The following is a 15,887-nucleotide window of genomic DNA, read 5'->3' as shown; positions in this document are numbered from 1 at the left end:
GCGACATAGTGCGCCTTGCCCTCGACCACGTCGCAAAACGGCCCCTCCCGGATCAGGCCTTCCTCGGCGATGGTGTCCGCCAATCCGTCCCAGTCATGAGCGGCCAGGCATTCCAGGTAGCGCTCGACCACTTGACCTTGGGTGCCCATGTCTTCTCCGCTCGCTCGTGAGTCCACGGTAAGCGCGGCGTTGTCGCAAGGCTAGGTCGATTGCCCGACTCCTCCTCCGCCGCATCGCGGCGCGCATCGTCGTCGGGCTAGGTTCCTCTTATGAGTTGGTGGACCGTCCACGCCGAACGGACGCTGTCTGAGCACGTGCCCGCGCCGCCCGACGCCGTCCGCGACTTCTACGTGGACCTGGACAACATCAAGCTCGTGCACCCGCTGATCGTGTCCGTGGAAACGGTGTCCCGCAGCGCAACCCCGGATGGCTACCAACAGACCTATCGCGTAGTAGACCGAATTCCATTGGGGCCGTTAACCATACGTACCACCTATCGGGCCCGGCTGCGAGTGCCCGCGCGCGGCGACGTGCTGACCGAGGCCGATCAGTCACCCGGGGTGCGACTGCGCGGCACGGTGAGTTTCGATCCGGTCGACGGCGGCACCCAAGTCACCGAGCGGATAGGCATAACCGCCCCGCGGCTACTGGCCGGCGCGACCATCCGCGAAGGGGTCAAGGCGCACGTCAAGATGCTTGCCGGCATCCGGAGTCACTTCGAGTTAGGGAGGTCGCGATGAAGTGTCGTGCCGCTGTGCTTGGCGGGGTCGGCGGGGACTGGGAGATTCGCGAGGTCGATCTCGATCCGCCCCGCGCCGGTGAAGTCCTGGTGCGCATGGCCGTTGCCGGCATCTGCCACTCCGACGACCACCTCGTCACCGGCGACGTGTTGCCGACCCCCGAGGTGCTGGCCTCCACCGGTATCCCGGAGCCCGACTGGTTCCCGATGCTCGGTGGTCACGAGGGCGCTGGCGTCGTCCAGGAAATCGGGCCCGGTGTGACGTCGGTGCAGCCGGGGGACCACGTGGCGATGTCGTTCATTCCTGCGTGCGGCAGTTGCCGGTTCTGCGTAAACGGCCAGAGCTACATCTGCGACGCCGGCGCAACTCTGTTCTCGAGGGAGATGCCGACCGACGGAACGTGTCGCCGGCATCTCGGCGACGAGAACCTCATGGCTTACGGTCAACTCGGCACGTTCGCCGAATATGCCGTACTGACCGAAAAGTCCGTCATCAAAATCGACGACACGATCCCGTTCCATGCCGCCTCACTCGTGTCGTGCGGCGTCAGCACCGGCTGGGGCTCCGCAACGATATCGGCGGGCACCGAGCCCGGCGACACCGTGGTGGTAATAGGTACCGGCGGTGTCGGAATGAATGCCCTACAGGGGGCCCGCGCCGCTGGCGCAACCTATGTCGTCGCAGTGGATCCCGTTGAATATAAACGAGATTCGGCCAAGATCTTCGGTGCCACGCACAGCGCCGTCTCCGCCGAGGAGGCCATACCGCTGGTGGCCGATATCACCGCCGGCGTCATGGCCGACCGCGTCGTCGTGACCGCCGGCGTGGTGCACGTGGACTTGATTCCGTTGGCCATGAGGCTGCTCCGCAAAGGCGGAACATGCGTGGTCACCGGCATCACCCCCTACAGTGAGCCCGTGGTCCCGCTCATCCTCCAGGAGATGGTGCTGTCTGCCAAACAACTCAGGGGAGCGCTCTACGGCGGGATGAATCCGCGCACCAGCGTGCCGTTGCTGTTGTCGATGTATCAGGCAGGTGCACTGAAACTCGACGAGTTGGTCACCCGGCACTACCAGCTCGACCAGATCAACGAGGCGTTTCTGGATCTGCGCGAAGGCCGTAACATTCGCGGAATCATCGATTTCGCCGATCTCTGATCAAACTTGCCGGGTTCACTGCGCCAAGCTGGCGCGCAACTCCCGCTTGAGCACCTTGCCATAGCTGTTTTTCGGTAGCGCGTCGACGAATTCGTAGCGCTTGGGCCGTTTGAAGCGGGCGATGCGCCGCAACAGATGTGCGTCCAACGCCGCGGGCTCGACGGCGCCCACGATGAAGGCGACCACCACCTCACCCCACTCGGCGTCGGGGGTGCCCACCACGCAGGCCTCGGAGACGTCGGGGTGCTCGAGCAGAGCCTCCTCCACCTCGCGGGGGTAGATGTTGCTCCCGCCGCTGATGACGACGTCCTTCGACCGATCCCGCAGCGTGAGAAAACCGCGCGCATCGAACGAACCCATGTCGCCGGTGTAGAGCCAGCCGTCTTTGAGCGTTTCGTGCGTGGCATCGGGATTTCGCCAATATCCGGACATGACCGCGTCTCCGCGGCAAACGATTTCGCCGATCTCACCCAGCGGCGCCGGGCGGCCATCCGGCCCCAGCACCGCGACCTCCATCCCCGACCGCGCATAACCGACCGAACCCAGAATCGCGTCGTCATCCGATTCGTGATCGGCGCGGCGCAGCCCGGTGATGGTCATCGGTGACTCGCCCTGCCCGTAGATCTGCGCGAAGACCGGGCCGAATGCCGCAATCGCCTTGCGCAGGCTATCCACGTACATCGGGCCGCCGCCATAAACGATCGCCTTCAGATTGGCCGGACGGCTGCGGCCCGTATCCACCAGCCGTTGCACCATCGTCGGCGCCAGGAACGCGCGGGCGGCCGGATGACGTTCGCAGACATCCAGGAACTCATCGGGCTCGAACGAGCCCGACTCGGGCACCACCTGGCGGGCGGCGCGCAGCACGTACGGCAGGACGTAGAGCCCGGAGCCGTGCGACATCGGTGCCGCATGCACCAGGCTGCAGTCCTCGTTAGCAGCGTCGATGTCGGCGAGGTGCGCGACCGTCATCGCCATGAGGTTGCGGTGCGACAGCATCGCGCCCTTGGATCGGCCGGTGGTCCCACTGGTGTAGAACAGCCACGCCAGCGCGGCCGGATCGGTGTGCGGCGGTTGTGCCGCGCCGGTGGTGAATCGCCGCGAATAGTCCTCGGACCCAATGATTTCCGTCGACGCCGTGGTAAGCGGCGCGAGCTCGGTGCCGATGGCCGAGGAGGCGAACACCCGTGCCACTTGCGCGTCGCCGAGGATCTGCGCCATCTCGCGCGGATGCAGTTTGTAGTTGATCGGGACGACGACGCACTCGGCGGCCCAGGTCGCGAACATCAACTCGATGATCTCGGGGCGGTTGTGGGTCGCGATGGCGATCCGCGCTCCCGCACCGTGCTGTTGTCGGATCGACGCGGCCAAACGTAAGGCCCGCTCGCGCAACTCAACCCACGTGCACACCTGGCGATCCCCGTGAAACATCGCACCGCGATCGGGAAACCGACTCGCGGCCTGATCGAGCAGCGCAAACAGATTCACCGCTCGATCCACTGCGCCGCCAACGCCGACTCCGAAAGATACTTCGTCGAGCTCCACCCGCCGTCGACGACGATCGTCTGGCCGTTGATGAAACTCCCGCCCGGCGAGCACAGGAAGGCGACGGTGCTGGCGATGTCGTCGATGCGGCCCAACCGCTGATGCGGCGTCATCTCGGTGTTGATCTTGCGGAAGCGCTCATCCTCCAAACGCTTTTCGACCATCGGCGTCACCGTCACCCCGGGCGCGACGGCGTTGCAGCGGATGCCGGACGCGCCGTACTGGCAAGCGATGTGAGTGGTCAGCGCCGTGAGACCGCCCTTGGCGGCCGAGTAGGCGCCGCCCCGCAGGCCGCCGACGACCGCGAAAGTCGACGTCACATTGATGATCGCCGAGCCCGGCGCCATGTGTGGCAGCACGTCGCGGGCTAGCCGAAACGGCGCCCGCAGCATCAAACCCAAAAAGTAGTCCAGGGTTTCGTCATCGGTTTCGTGCAGCGGCTTGGGGCTGCCCACTCCGGCGTTGTTGATCAGGAAGTCAATGTGACCCCACCGGCCGACCGCGAGGTCCACGATGCGCCGCGGCGCGTCATCGTCCGTGAGATCGACGGCAAGTGTCGCGACGCGATCCGGATCGCCGACGGCCCTTTCCAGTTCAGCCAGCCGCCCCTCGTCGCGGCCGGTGCCGACGATCGCCATGCCCGCCTCGGCGAGCTTTGTGGCGCACCCCAAGCCGATGCCGCTGCTTGCTCCCGTGACGATTGCGACCTGCATCTCACCCATCCTTCATCAGCGACGCCCGGATCTGATGCTTGAGTATCTTGCCCGCGTCGTTCTTCGGCAGGGCATCCCAGATCACAACCCGTTCCGGGGCCTTGAATTTGGCGACGCCCTTGCTCACGAGGAGCGCGAGCAGGCTCGCGACGTCCGGGCTCTGCGCGCCCGCGGGAACTATCACCGCACACGCACGCTCTCCAGTGCGCTCGTCGGGCAGCCCGACCACCGCGATTTCGGCGATGCCGGGGTGGTCGGCGAGCAGGTCCTCGACCTCCTTGGCCGAGATGTTCTCGCCGCTGCGGATGATGACATCCTTCGCCCGGCCGGTCACGACCAGGTACTCATCATCGACCCAGCGCCCGACATCCCCGGTGCGGAAAAAACCCGCGGCATCGAACGATTCAGCGCCGTCTTCGGTATGACGGTATCCCAGGAGCATCTGCGGACCGCGCACACAGATCTCACCGTCGCCAGAAGGCGCGGCTTCGTGCGCGACGAGCTTGATCTCGGCGATCCCTGGCCTGCCGTCGGTGTCCGCCGCGCGACCGGCTTCGTCCGGCCGGGGAGCGCCGACCGTCGTGACGGGCACCTCCGTGCAGCCGTACACCCGGGTGATTACCGCACGATCGAAATACTGCGCGGCGCTGCGGATCAACGACGGCGACACCGATGCGCCCCCGCAGATGAACACCTTCAGGTCGGGCAGGTGGGTGTCGGCGCGCTGCGCGGCGGACAACAGCTGCTGCAGAAACGGTGTGGCGCCCGCCATGTGGGTACACCGCTGCGAGTTCATCAGCGCGACCGCCTCGTCTGCATCCCAGCGGTCCATCAGCACCGCGGTCGTGCCCAGCAACAGTGGGCATTCGAACGCATATATCGAGCCGCCGATGTGGGCGACCGGCGATGGCACCAGGAACGTGTCACCCGGGGCGATCATCCAGTGGTCGCGGATCTGACAGATCAGCGCGTGCATCGAATTATGGGTGTGCAGGACGCCTTTCGGCCGGCTCGTGGTGCCGGAGGTGTAAAGGATCATTCGCGCGGAATCGGGATCCAGCGTCGGAAGCGTCGCGGCGTGCGGCGGCTGCCGCAGCAGGGTCGCATACGGCGTGTGCGACCCGGCGTCACCCCGCACCACCACCACCTCCGGCGCGCGGCTCATCGCGGTCGTCACCCGTTCGAGCATCGTCGCGTAGTCCTGGCCGCCGTATTGCTGCGCGACGAAAACCACTGCGGTGTCAGCATCTTCAAGGATGTAACGCAGATCGTGGTCCCGCAGCGAAGGCAGAATCGGGTTCACCACCATCCCGGCCAGCGTCGCGGCCAGGTAGATGACGGCGCTCTCGTGCCAGTTCGGCAACATGAACGACACGGTGCTGCCCGTCGGCATGCGGGCCAGCAGGGCGCCGGCCAGTGCGTTGGCTTGGTTATACAGGGCGGCGCAGTCCAATTTGATGTTTCTGTCCACCAGAATTGTTCGCTGCGGCGACGATTCCGCGGCTGTGCGCAGTGCATCGGCCAGCGTCGTGTGCACCCACAACCCGCGCCGGTATGCCTCCGCCGCATGCGCCGTGTTTGCCCGGGCGATCAACTCAGCCGGCCTGACCATCCACGCGACGCATCGTCATCGCGTACCGGAACCTCGACGACAGGTGGGTGTTGATCGTCACCTGGGCCACCTCGTCGTCGGAGGTCGTGTAGGTGCGCCGCATCTGCAGCGCGGCCGTGCCCGCTTCGACACCGAGGCCGTCCGCCAACTCCGGGGAGAGCAGGACTGCGGCGATCTCTTGGTGCAACTGGGCCACGCTCACACCGAAAAGGTCCTCGATCAACGGGAATATCGGGCCGGCGTGGCGTTGCAGCAGCCTGCCCACCGCAGCGAAACTCCGGCTGATGTAGTACTCCGTTCGGCACAGCGGAACCGACGCACCGTCGGCCTGCCGGTAGCCGCGGACCGACAGCCACTGGGTGCCGACCTCCAGGCCTGTCCGAGCGGCGAGGTCGTTGTCGATCGTCACCATCGCGTTGGATTCGATGGTCAGTTGCGCGCCGGCCGCGAACGCCAGGAGGTCGTCGATCGACATCGCGTCCTGCGCATAGGAACTCGACGCCGGCCGGGGAACCACCCGGGTGCCCGCGCGCGGCCGGGAAGCCACCAGGTTGTCCTCGCGCAGCCGGCGCAGCGCCTCGCGGATGGTGTAGCGGCTGACCGCGAAGCGCTCGCACAGTTGGTGCTCGGTGGGCAACTGCGAACCCACCGGGTAAACCCCGTCGACGATCTCTTTGCGCAGGGTACGCGCAATCTGGAGGTAGCGGTGGTCGCCCGCGATCGCCTGCGGCATCATGGTCCGTCCGGTCTCTGGCGCAACGCCAGGACGCTGCCGTCGCCGTCGGCCGAGAGGTAGAGCGTCCCGTCGGCCGCGGCGGTGATGCCGGCGAAAGGACCCTGCGGTCCGGAGAACGGTGGCATGCCGCGCAGCGGCTTGGGCGTGACACCGGGCGGGGGGCCGACGGGCAACCCGGACGCGATCGTGCGCCGTGCGTTGGTGTCCAGGTCGAACGCGATCAACTCCTTGGCCCCGGCGTCGACGACGTACAGCACACCGTCCTGGACCAGAATGCCCTGCGGGCGTTGCAGATCGGGGATCACGGTGTCGGTCGTCGACCCGCTCACTCGGATCACCCGGCCGGCTCCGGCCTCCGCCACCAGACAAGCCCCGTCCGCGTCGATCGCAACCCCGACCGGTTCGCGCAACTCTTTCGCCAGCACCTGGACACCACTCGATTGCAGCGACAGCACCCGTCCGGTGCCCAGCTCCGCGAACACCACGCCGCAGACGCTCAGGGCGACGCCGTAGAGCTGGTCGAAACCGTCTGCCAGCACCTCGGTTTCGCTCGCTGCCGGCCGGTAACGGGCGACCTGGCCGCCGGATGTGGTGACGACGAACTCGCCGGGCCCGCTCGCCGCGAGGCCGCGCAGGAACCCGGGATAGCCGGGGCTGAACAACATTCCCGCGGTGCGCAGGGATCCATCGGGCTGGGCGACGTAAAAGTATGTGCCGTCGGCGATGTAGAGCAGCCCGTCGTGGCCGACCGCCAGATCCATCGGCCAGTTGAGTCCACCCGCCAACACGGATCGCGTTGTGCCGTCCGGTGATATCTCGGTGATCTCGCCGGTGAAGTTGGACACGAACAGCCGGTCGTCGACGAAGGTGCAGTTGTCCAGGCCCGGGTTCAGTCGGGCGAGCAGGCGTTGTTCGCCGCTGCGCGGATCGATGTGCAGCACCTGCCCGCTGGCCACCTGCGTCGAGACGATGTAACCCTGCGCGTCGAACTTGACCGAGTCAGGCACACCGAGACCGGTTGCGACACACTGCGGCTCGCCGCCATCTGGGTCGATGCGCCAAATCTCGTTGGCGCCCATCACCGGGAAATACAACAGGCCATCCGGGCCGACCTCCATCGCGTTCGGCGAGGGCACGTTCTCCAAGAGCACCCGCGGCGGTCCGCCCGCCAGGTCGAATTCCAGCAGCCGCCCACCCTCACGGCATTCACCGATGAACAAACGGCCCTGGTGGAAGGTGATGCCGTTGGCTGACGGCACGTCGTCGCGCAGCACTCGCGTTCGGCCGTTGGTGTCGCGCACGCTGACCCGGCCGTCCATCACCTCGGTCGCATAAAGGTTGCCGCCGGCGTCGAACGCGACGTCGTCGGGCGCCACGATGTCGCCGCCCTTGGGGCTCGCGGTCACGAGTTCCCCGGTGCGGAGTTCGAGCGCGCTGATCTGACTGCCGGTCACCTGGGCGATGTAGATGCGCCCGTCCGGGCCGGTGCGCAGACCGTTGGCGCCGAACAGCCGGCTGGGCGCGGTGACCCGTTCGAGCTCCCAGCCCTCGGCGACATCGATGGGGTGTGGCAGCGCATACCGCGAGGGCAGCGTTGAGATGGACATGCTCGCCGAGGTCCTTCCGTCAGCGTTTGGGCTGGACGCTATCAACTCCTCCTAGTCCAGACAATAGCCGCCAACGCACGCGGGACCGACCTTGACAGCGAAGTCCACCGATCGGAATAGTGTTCTCCAACGAACAGAATGCGGTATTTTGTCCGGACAAAACAAGCGCAACGATCCCGCTACGAATGCTGACGCGTTGGTGGCAGGGGAAAGCAGGTCATGGCCGATCACAAGGATGACGTGAACCTTTTAGGGCTCGACGGTCGCGTCGTGGTGGTTTCCGGCGCCGGCGGGGGCGGCATCGGCACGACCGTCACGGCCATGACCGCCCGGGCCGGGGCCACCGTGATCGCGGTGAGCCGGTCCAAGGAGAACCTCGACGAGCACATCGCCCCGCTGGTACAGCAAGGGCTGGCCGTTTTGCCCGTCGCGGCCGACGCGTCGACCGACGAGGGTATCGCCGCGGTGATCGACCACACGCGCCGAGCCGACGGCGGCTTGTACGGGCTGGTCAATGTCGCCGGTGGCGCTGAGCCGTCGACGTGGATGCCGTCCACACGGGTGACGCGCGGCGACTGGCGCAAGATCTTCGCCGACAACCTCGAAACCGCATTCTTCATGAGCCAGGCCGTCGCAGGTGAGCTCATTGCGCAGCAACAGCAGGGGTCGATCGTGTCGATCTCTTCGATCAGCGGCATGAACACCGCGCCGTTTCACATCGCCTACGGGACAGCCAAGGCCGCGATCACCGCGATGACCCGCACGATGGCCCTCGAGTTGGCGCAGGCCGGAATTCGGGTCAACGCCGTGGCACCCGGGGTCACCGAGACGGCGGCTTCGCGCACTTATGTCGACGAGGACCCCGAGCGCGACAGGCAGGCGATCGCGATGGGCCGCCGTGGGCGCCCGGAGGAGCAGGCCGGCGCCATCCTTTTCCTGCTCTCGGAAATGTCGAGCTATATCACCGGTCAGACGCTGCTCGTCGACGGCGGCCTGGACCTCAAGTGGAGCCACCTCGGCGCCGACAACACGTCGTTGTTCCTCAAAGACGAATCCTTCCGCGCGGCGATTAGGAGGGTGTGATGACCGAACTGGCCAAAGGCGCGAATCCCGAAGCGGCCGACGAACTCTCGCAACCGATGACGATCGGTGTCGAGGCATACATCTCGGAGGACTATGCCCGCGCCGAGCGCGACAAGCTGTGGCGCAAGGTCTGGCAGCAGGTCGGCCGCGTCGAGGAATTGCCCGACGTGGGCAGTTACCTGACCTACGACATTCTCGACGACTCGATCATCGTCGTGCGCACCGGCGAGCAGGAATTCCACGCACACCACAACGTCTGCATGCACCGCGGTCGCCGGCTGATCGACACCCCCGAGGGCGCCAAGAATGCCTGTGCGCGAACCCGAAAGTCGTTCGTCTGTGGCTTTCACGGCTGGACCTACGGTCTGGACGGCGCGTGCAACCATATCCGCGAACAACAGGACTGGCAGGACGCTCTCACACCCGACAACACCCACCTTCGACCCGTCCGAGTCGATACCTGGGGTGGTTGGTTGTGGATCAACATGGACCCCGACTGCGAGCCGCTGGCCGACTTCCTGTTCCCCGCCGCAAAGATTCTCGACCCGTTCGGCCTGGAGAACATGCGCTACAAATGGCGCAAATGGCTGTCCTTCGACTGCAACTGGAAGGTCGCACTGGAGGCCTTCAACGAGACTTACCACGTCTACACCACCCATCCGGAGTTCAATAAGTTCGGCGAGTTCAAGGGATGGGCGAAAGCCCAAGGCAAGCACAGCCATATCGGCTACGACGCTCCCGAGGAGATGGAGGCCACCAAGTCCAAGATCCGCCTGGGCATCGGCGCCGATCCTCGTGTCTCGACCGCCCAGATGCAGGTGTACACGATGGAGGAAACCAACGCCACCACCACCCAGACGCTGGTGAACGCCGCCAAGCGACTGGTTGACGAATTGCCCGAGGGGACACCGGCCGACAAGGTTCTCGAGCACTGGCTGGCGTCGGCGCGCCGCGACGACGAAGCTCGCGGGGTGGTCTGGCCGACGATCCCCGCCGACATTCTCGGGCAGGCCGGCACCGCATGGCAGATCTTCCCGAACTTCCAGATCGGCCAGGGTTTGACCAGCGCGCTGTGCTACGGCGCGCGGCCGCATCCCAGCTACAACCCGGACAAGTGCATTTTCGAGGTGTCCGTCTTTGAGCTGTATCCGAAAGGCCAGGAGCCGCAGACGGAGTGGGAGTACACGCCGGTCGGGGACCCCAGGTGGCGCTCGGTTCTGCCGCAGGACTTCTCCAACATGGCCGCCGTGCAGCAGGGCATGAAGTCCCTGGGCTTCCCGGGCACCAAGCCCAATCCGTATCGCGAGCGCAGCACCGTCAATCTGCACTACCAATTGTCGAGGTACATGAGTACCGGCGAACCGCAGGAGCTTTGAGATAGATGACCCAGTTTGATAGGCGGTCTGATACCTGCCCCCCGACCCAGACGCCGGCGGACATCGATATCCACGCGCTGCGCGAGAAGTACTTGTACGAGCGCGACAAGCGGCTGCGTCCGGAGGGCTCGAAGCAGTACTTGGAACTCAAGGACGACTTCGCGGAATTCTCTGAGGTCGATCCCCACACGCCCGTGACACCTCGCACGCCGATCGACGAGGACATCGACGTGGCGGTCCTCGGTGGCGGCATCACCGGCCTGCTGGCCGGCTCGTACCTCAAGAAGGCCGGCGTCGAAGACGTGCACGTCATCGAGATGGGTGGCGACTTCGGCGGGGTATGGTACTGGAATCGCTTCCCGGGCATCCAGTGCGACAACGACGCATACTGCTACATCCCGATGCTGGAAGAACTCAACTACCTTCCCTCCAAGAAGTTCGCCGACGGCACCGAAATCTACGAGCACTGCCGCCGCATCGCAAAGCATTTCGGGCTCTACGACGGCGCCATTTTCTCCACTCAGGTTCGCGAGGCGCGGTGGGACGAGACGATCAAGCGCTGGCGGTTGAGCACCAACCGCGGTGACGACATTCGCGCCCGGTTCGTGGTGATGGCACAGGGCTCCTTCAACCGGCCGAAGCTTCCCGGTATCCCCGGTATCCGGGACTTCAAGGGACACATGTTCCACTCCGCTCGGTGGGATTACGACTACACGGGCGGGGATTCCAATGGCGGATTGCACAAGTTGCGTGATAAACGTGTCGCGCTTGTCGGTACCGGCGCAACCGGGGTGCAGCTGGTTCCGCACTTGGGGCGTGATGCCCAGCACCTCTTCGTGTTTCAGCGCACGCCCTCATCTGTGGACGTGCGGGGCAACGAGCCGACGGACCCGCAGTGGGCGGCTTCGCTGCAGCCCGGCTGGCAGGAGCAACGCAAGCGCAACTTCCATCGCTGGTCACCGTTGGGGGAAGGCGCGGTGTTCGACGAGCCCGACATGGTGTGTGATTTCTGGACTGAACTCGGCCGCAACCTGACGGCGCGGATCGCGGCTGCCGACGATCCCACGGCACTGAGCATCGAGCAGATCATGACTTTCCGCGAGGAAGAGGATTACAAGGTCATGGAACGCTTGCGGCGGCGCGTCGAGGAGCTCGTCGAGGCCCCCGAGACCGCCGAAGCGCTCAAACCGTACTACCGCTTCATGTGCAAGCGTCCCTGCAGCAACGACGAATACCTGCCGACGTTCAATCGCCCGAACGTCACATTGGTTGACGTGTCGGAATCCAAAGGCGTGGAACGGCTCACCGAGAACGGGATCGTCGCCAATGGCGTTGAGTACGAAGTCGACTGCGTCATCTTCGCCAGCGGCTTCGAGATCACCACTGATATCAGCCGCCGGTACGCCGTCGATGTGATCGAGGGTCGCGACGGCCTGTCGCTCTTCGATCACTGGCGCGAGAGCTATAAATCACTCCACGGCATGACCAGCCGAGGTTTTCCCAATCAGTTCTTCACCGGTTTCGTTCAGGGCGGCGTGGCGGGGAACACCACCGCGATGCTCGAGCAGCAGGCCGAACACATCGCCTACATCATTTCCGAAGCGATGGCGCGGCGCGCTACGACTGTCGAACCGAGCCAGGAAGCTCAAGACAACTGGGTCAAGACGATCCGCGAAACCTCGATAGACGCATCAGAATTCGCCGTCTCCTGCACGCCCGGCTACTACAACAACGAGGGCGGCGGTGGCGGCGAGGGCATCCGCTCGGCCATCGGCGATCCTTTTATGCCCGGTTTCTACGTATTTGACGACTTGCTCAAGGAATGGCGGGCAAAAGGCGACCTAGACGGCTTGGTCCTTGAGAACATAGATGGCTGACTTGAGATTCGACGGCAGGGTAGCGGTCGTCACGGGGGGCGGCCGAGGGCTCGGCCGCTCCTACGCCACGCTCTTGGCCTCGCGCGGGGCGAAGGTGGTCGTCAACGATGCCGGCAGCGGACTCGACGGCGACGGGGTCGACGCCGGTCCGGCCGAGCAGGTGGTCGCTGAGATCACGGCGGCCGGGGGCGAGGCCGTGGCATGCAGCGCGTCGGTTGCGACCCGCGAAGGCGGCGAGGCGATCATCGCGGCCGCACTCGAAAGCTACGGCGGCATCGACGTTCTGATTCACAACGCCGGCAACGTCCGCCGCGGCTCACTCAAGGAAATGAGCTACGAGGACTTCGACGCCGTACTCGACATCCACTTACGCGGCGCCTTCAACGTTGTGCGGCCGGCGTTTCCGGTCATGTGCGAGGCGGGCTACGGGCGCATCGTGTTGACGTCGTCGATCGGCGGCCTGTACGGCAACCACAACGTGGCCAACTACGCGGCGGCCAAGGCCGGCGTGATCGGGTTATCGAACGTCGCCGCGCTCGAAGGTGCCGCCGAGGGCGTGCGGTGCAACGTGATCGTGCCGGCCGCGGTGACACGGATGGCCGAAGGCATCGACACGTCGTCCTATCCTCCGATGGGTGCGGAACTCGTTGCACCCGTGGTGGGTTGGCTTTCGCACGAGTCCTGCTCGGTGACCGGTGAACTTTTCATCGCGCTGGCGGGTCGCGTGGCGCGGGCGGTGGTCGTGGAGAGCCCGGGCGTGTGCCGATCGTCCTGGACCATTGAGGCCGTCGGTAGCCATCTGGATGCGATCCGATACGTCGAGGCGCCACTGATCTTTCCGGTCGTCCCGGACGGACACGATCAGCACATCCGCTACAGCTTCGAGCTGGCGCACCGCTCAACCGACCAAGGAGCGCTCAATGGCTAGCCCGACGGGCCCGATGGCCGGTGTGCGGGTAATCGACCTCACCGCGATGGTGATGGGACCTTACTGCACGCAGATCATGGCCGACATGGGTGCCGACGTGATCAAAGTGGAACCACCGCAAGGCGATAACACCCGCTACATCTCGGTTGGTCCGGCCCCGGGCATGAGCGGCGTGTTCGTCAACGTCAACCGGGGCAAGCGCAGCATCGTGCTGGACCTGCAGACCGACGCCGGAGCGCGCGTGTTACGCGCTCTCGTCGAGACCGCCGACGTGTTCATCCACTCGATGCGCGCCAAGGCGATCGCCAAACTCGGCTTCGGCTACGACGACGTCGCCGTGATCAATCCCGGGATCATCTACACCAATTGCTACGGGTACGGGCGACGTGGACCCGACCGCGACCGACCCGCCTACGACGACACGATCCAGGCCGAGTGCGGCCTACCGGCGGTGCAACAGCAATTGACCGGCGAGGCCGATTACGTCGGCACCATCATGGCCGACAAAGTCGCCGGACTGACGGCTCTGTACGCGACAACCATGGCGTTGTTCCACCGCGAGCGCACCGGGCAGGGGCAGGAAGTCGAGGTCGCCATGTTCGAAACCATGGCCTCGTTCATGCTCGTCGAGCATGCCAACGGCGCCCTGTTCGACCCTCCGCTGGGGCCCGCGGTGTATCCGCGCACCGTGGCGCCCAACCGCCGCCCGTATCGCACCAGCGACGGCTACATCGCCGCATTGATCTACAACGACAAGCACTGGAACGCTTTCATCAAAGCCGTGCAGCCACCCTGGGCCAGCGAGCTGTACTCGACGTTGGAGCAACGCGCCCGCGAGATCGATACCGTCTACGGGCTGCTGGCCGAGACGATGAAAGAGCGGTCCACCGCCCAGTGGCTGGAGTTGCTGCGCGAACTCGAGATTCCGGCTGCGCCGCTGAACACACCCGGCGCGCTGTTCGACGATCCGCATCTCAACGCCGTCGGCATGTTCGAGACGGTGGACAGTCCGCATGGGCCGGTGCGTTTCCCGGGCGTACCCACCTGGTTCTCGCAGACACCGGGCCGCGTCGCCGGGCCCGCGCCCGAGCTCGGCGCCCACACCGCAGAGATCCTCGACGATCTCGGTCTGGCCGTCGACGCGAACCCGGGATAGCGCTTGACGATTGAAACCTATTGCTAGTGAGGAGTTTCCAATAATGACTGTCCCCGTCTACAAACGCATCCTCGACCTGTTCGAGGCAGAGGGCGTGAACACGCTGTTCGGCATCCCGGACCCGAACTTCGTGCACATGTTCGCCGAAGCCGACGCCCGCGGGTGGTCGGTGGTTGCACCGCATCACGAACTGAGCGCGGGCTTCATGGCCGAGGCGGCGTCGCGTATGACGGGTAAACCCGGCCTGTGCATCGGCACGCTCGGTCCGGGCATGGCCAACATCGCCGGAGCGATCCAGTGTGCGCTCGTGGAGAACTCGCCGGTGATCTTCCTTGGCGGCCAGCGCGCCCGCATCACCGAGCGTCGGGTCCGGCGCGGGCGCATCCAATTCGTCCGCCAGGAGCCCCTTTTCGCGTCGTCGGTTAAATACAGCGCGTCCATCGAGTACGCCGATCAGACCGACGAGATCATCCACGAGGCGATCCGCCGGGCCATGTCCGGCACACCCGGCCCGGCCTACATCGAGTACCCGTCGCACGTCATCCTCGAGGAGCTCGACGTGCCGGATCCGCTGCCGCCCAACCGCTACCGGCTCGTCAACCAGACCGCGGGTGAGCGCGAGGTGGCCGGGGCGGCGAAGCTGATCCGTGCGGCGGAAAGCCCCATTCTGTTGGTCGGGCACGGGGTCCACACCTCCCGGACCGGCGCTGCGGTCCGGGAGCTGGCCGACCTCATGGTCTGCCCGGTGATCCAGACGTCCGGTGGCACGTCGTTCATCGAAGGCCTCGAGGACCGCACCTTCGCCTACGGGTTCTCGCCGGCGGCCGTCGAGGCGGTAGTGAAATCCGATCTGTGCCTCGCGCTCGGCACGGAGCTCGGCGAACCGAGCCACTACGGCAAGACCCGGCACTGGGCGCAAAACGACGCACAGCGCAAATGGGTTCTGGTCGAACAGGATCCGGTGGCCATCGGTGTCAACCGGCCCATCGACATCCCGCTGGTCGGTGACCTTCGCGGTGTGGTTCCTCAGCTGGTGGAAGCGCTGCGCGACAACCCGAGAAAGGCATCGGCCGACCTCGACCGCTGGATCAAGCAGGATGCGGCGGAGCTGTCGCAGCTCGCCGAGAACGCGCCGACGGGCCGGACGCCGGTACACCCGGCGCGGTTCGTGGTCGAGGCCACTAAAGCCTTCCCGAAAGACGGCATCATGGTCCGCGACGGCGGCGCGACCGTCATCTTCGGTTGGACCTACTCGCAGGCCAAACCGCGCGACGTCATCTGGAACCAGAACTTCGGCCATCTCGGCACCGGCTTGCCCTACGCGGTCGGAGCGTCGGTCGCCGAGGGCGGCAAGCGT

Annotated in this window: 13 protein-coding genes and 1 pseudogene; 8 read left to right on the top strand and 6 right to left on the bottom strand. The window is 65.6% G+C overall.

The window, feature by feature from the left end:
* Positions 1–149: pseudogene (locus tag VFW69_RS03540) on the bottom strand (nuclear transport factor 2 family protein); the annotation flags it as partial.
* 120 nt (positions 150–269) lie between these two features.
* On the opposite strand from VFW69_RS03540, the gene VFW69_RS03535 reads away from it, so the two are divergent.
* Positions 270–740 carry an SRPBCC family protein gene (locus tag VFW69_RS03535; protein ID WP_526498227.1) on the top strand — a complete coding sequence of 157 codons (471 nt, stop codon included), beginning with the start codon at positions 270–272 and terminating at the stop codon, positions 738–740.
* Positions 737–1,897: an NDMA-dependent alcohol dehydrogenase gene (locus VFW69_RS03530; protein WP_526498225.1), complete on the top strand. Its 1,161-nt coding sequence runs from the start codon at positions 737–739 to the stop codon at positions 1,895–1,897. The genes VFW69_RS03535 and VFW69_RS03530 overlap by 4 nt, the downstream gene beginning before the upstream one ends.
* A 15-nt stretch (positions 1,898–1,912) precedes the next feature.
* Here VFW69_RS03530 and VFW69_RS03525 read toward each other — a convergent pair whose 3' ends face one another.
* From VFW69_RS03525 to VFW69_RS03505, 5 genes are read right to left on the bottom strand one after another with little or no spacing between them, the layout of a single operon-like run.
* Positions 1,913–3,397 carry an AMP-binding protein gene (locus VFW69_RS03525; RefSeq protein ID WP_526498223.1) on the bottom strand — a complete coding sequence of 495 codons (1,485 nt, stop codon included), beginning with the start codon at positions 3,395–3,397 and terminating at the stop codon, positions 1,913–1,915.
* Positions 3,382–4,164, bottom strand: coding sequence for an SDR family NAD(P)-dependent oxidoreductase (locus tag VFW69_RS03520; RefSeq protein WP_526498221.1), 783 nt, complete (start codon positions 4,162–4,164; stop codon positions 3,382–3,384). The genes VFW69_RS03525 and VFW69_RS03520 overlap by 16 nt, the downstream gene beginning before the upstream one ends.
* The gene (locus VFW69_RS03515) at positions 4,157–5,767 is read right to left on the bottom strand and encodes an AMP-binding protein (RefSeq protein WP_526498219.1); all 1,611 of its coding nucleotides are present in this window, start codon (positions 5,765–5,767) and stop codon (positions 4,157–4,159) included. Before VFW69_RS03515 ends, VFW69_RS03520 begins: the two co-directional genes overlap by 8 nt.
* Positions 5,751–6,500: a GntR family transcriptional regulator gene (locus tag VFW69_RS03510; RefSeq protein ID WP_526498231.1), complete on the bottom strand. Its 750-nt coding sequence runs from the start codon at positions 6,498–6,500 to the stop codon at positions 5,751–5,753. Before VFW69_RS03510 ends, VFW69_RS03515 begins: the two co-directional genes overlap by 17 nt.
* Positions 6,500–8,110 carry an SMP-30/gluconolactonase/LRE family protein gene (locus VFW69_RS03505; RefSeq protein ID WP_526498217.1) on the bottom strand — a complete coding sequence of 537 codons (1,611 nt, stop codon included), beginning with the start codon at positions 8,108–8,110 and terminating at the stop codon, positions 6,500–6,502. The genes VFW69_RS03510 and VFW69_RS03505 overlap by 1 nt, the downstream gene beginning before the upstream one ends.
* A 219-nt stretch (positions 8,111–8,329) precedes the next feature.
* On the opposite strand from VFW69_RS03505, the gene VFW69_RS03500 reads away from it, so the two are divergent.
* The 6 genes from VFW69_RS03500 to VFW69_RS03475 all read left to right on the top strand — a co-directional run.
* On the top strand, positions 8,330–9,193 hold the full coding sequence (locus tag VFW69_RS03500; protein WP_526498215.1) for an SDR family NAD(P)-dependent oxidoreductase: 864 nt from the start codon (positions 8,330–8,332) through the stop codon (positions 9,191–9,193).
* Positions 9,193–10,569 (top strand): aromatic ring-hydroxylating oxygenase subunit alpha, encoded by a 1,377-nt coding sequence (locus VFW69_RS03495; RefSeq protein ID WP_526498213.1) that lies wholly within the window; start codon positions 9,193–9,195, stop codon positions 10,567–10,569. Before VFW69_RS03500 ends, VFW69_RS03495 begins: the two co-directional genes overlap by 1 nt.
* Before the next feature lie 5 nt (positions 10,570–10,574).
* On the top strand, positions 10,575–12,446 hold the full coding sequence (locus VFW69_RS03490) for a flavin-containing monooxygenase (RefSeq protein ID WP_526498211.1): 1,872 nt from the start codon (positions 10,575–10,577) through the stop codon (positions 12,444–12,446).
* Positions 12,439–13,374: an SDR family NAD(P)-dependent oxidoreductase gene (locus VFW69_RS03485; protein ID WP_526498209.1), complete on the top strand. Its 936-nt coding sequence runs from the start codon at positions 12,439–12,441 to the stop codon at positions 13,372–13,374. The genes VFW69_RS03490 and VFW69_RS03485 overlap by 8 nt, the downstream gene beginning before the upstream one ends.
* Positions 13,375–13,387: 13 nt before the next feature.
* Positions 13,388–14,530, top strand: a complete 1,143-nt coding sequence (locus tag VFW69_RS03480; RefSeq protein ID WP_526498229.1) for a CaiB/BaiF CoA transferase family protein — start codon at positions 13,388–13,390, stop codon at positions 14,528–14,530.
* Between the two features lie 43 nt (positions 14,531–14,573).
* Positions 14,574–15,887 (top strand): thiamine pyrophosphate-binding protein (locus VFW69_RS03475; RefSeq protein ID WP_526498207.1); only part of this gene is annotated, 1,314 nt, incomplete at its 3' end.

Origin of the sequence: Mycobacterium sp. (assembly GCF_036273375.1) — a bacterium.
Taxonomy (GTDB): domain Bacteria; phylum Actinomycetota; class Actinomycetes; order Mycobacteriales; family Mycobacteriaceae; genus Mycobacterium.
This window is presented reverse-complemented; position numbering and strand designations above follow the sequence as displayed.

Excerpts from the sequence above, each read along its gene's own strand:
- VFW69_RS03530 (WP_526498225.1), top strand. The coding sequence starts at position 737 with ATGAAGTGTCGTGCCGCTGTGCTTGGCGGGGTCGGCGGGGACTGGGAG.
- VFW69_RS03480 (WP_526498229.1), top strand. The coding sequence starts at position 13,388 with ATGGCCGGTGTGCGGGTAATCGACCTCACCGCGATGGTGATGGGACCT.
- VFW69_RS03500 (WP_526498215.1), top strand. The coding sequence starts at position 8,330 with ATGGCCGATCACAAGGATGACGTGAACCTTTTAGGGCTCGACGGTCGC.
- VFW69_RS03495 (WP_526498213.1), top strand. The coding sequence starts at position 9,193 with ATGACCGAACTGGCCAAAGGCGCGAATCCCGAAGCGGCCGACGAACTC.
- VFW69_RS03510 (WP_526498231.1), bottom strand. The coding sequence starts at position 6,500 with ATGCCGCAGGCGATCGCGGGCGACCACCGCTACCTCCAGATTGCGCGT.
- VFW69_RS03490 (WP_526498211.1), top strand. The coding sequence starts at position 10,575 with ATGACCCAGTTTGATAGGCGGTCTGATACCTGCCCCCCGACCCAGACG.
- VFW69_RS03535 (WP_526498227.1), top strand. The coding sequence starts at position 270 with ATGAGTTGGTGGACCGTCCACGCCGAACGGACGCTGTCTGAGCACGTG.
- VFW69_RS03515 (WP_526498219.1), bottom strand. The coding sequence starts at position 5,767 with ATGGTCAGGCCGGCTGAGTTGATCGCCCGGGCAAACACGGCGCATGCG.
- VFW69_RS03520 (WP_526498221.1), bottom strand. The coding sequence starts at position 4,164 with ATGGGTGAGATGCAGGTCGCAATCGTCACGGGAGCAAGCAGCGGCATC.
- VFW69_RS03485 (WP_526498209.1), top strand. The coding sequence starts at position 12,439 with ATGGCTGACTTGAGATTCGACGGCAGGGTAGCGGTCGTCACGGGGGGC.
- VFW69_RS03505 (WP_526498217.1), bottom strand. The coding sequence starts at position 8,110 with ATGTCCATCTCAACGCTGCCCTCGCGGTATGCGCTGCCACACCCCATC.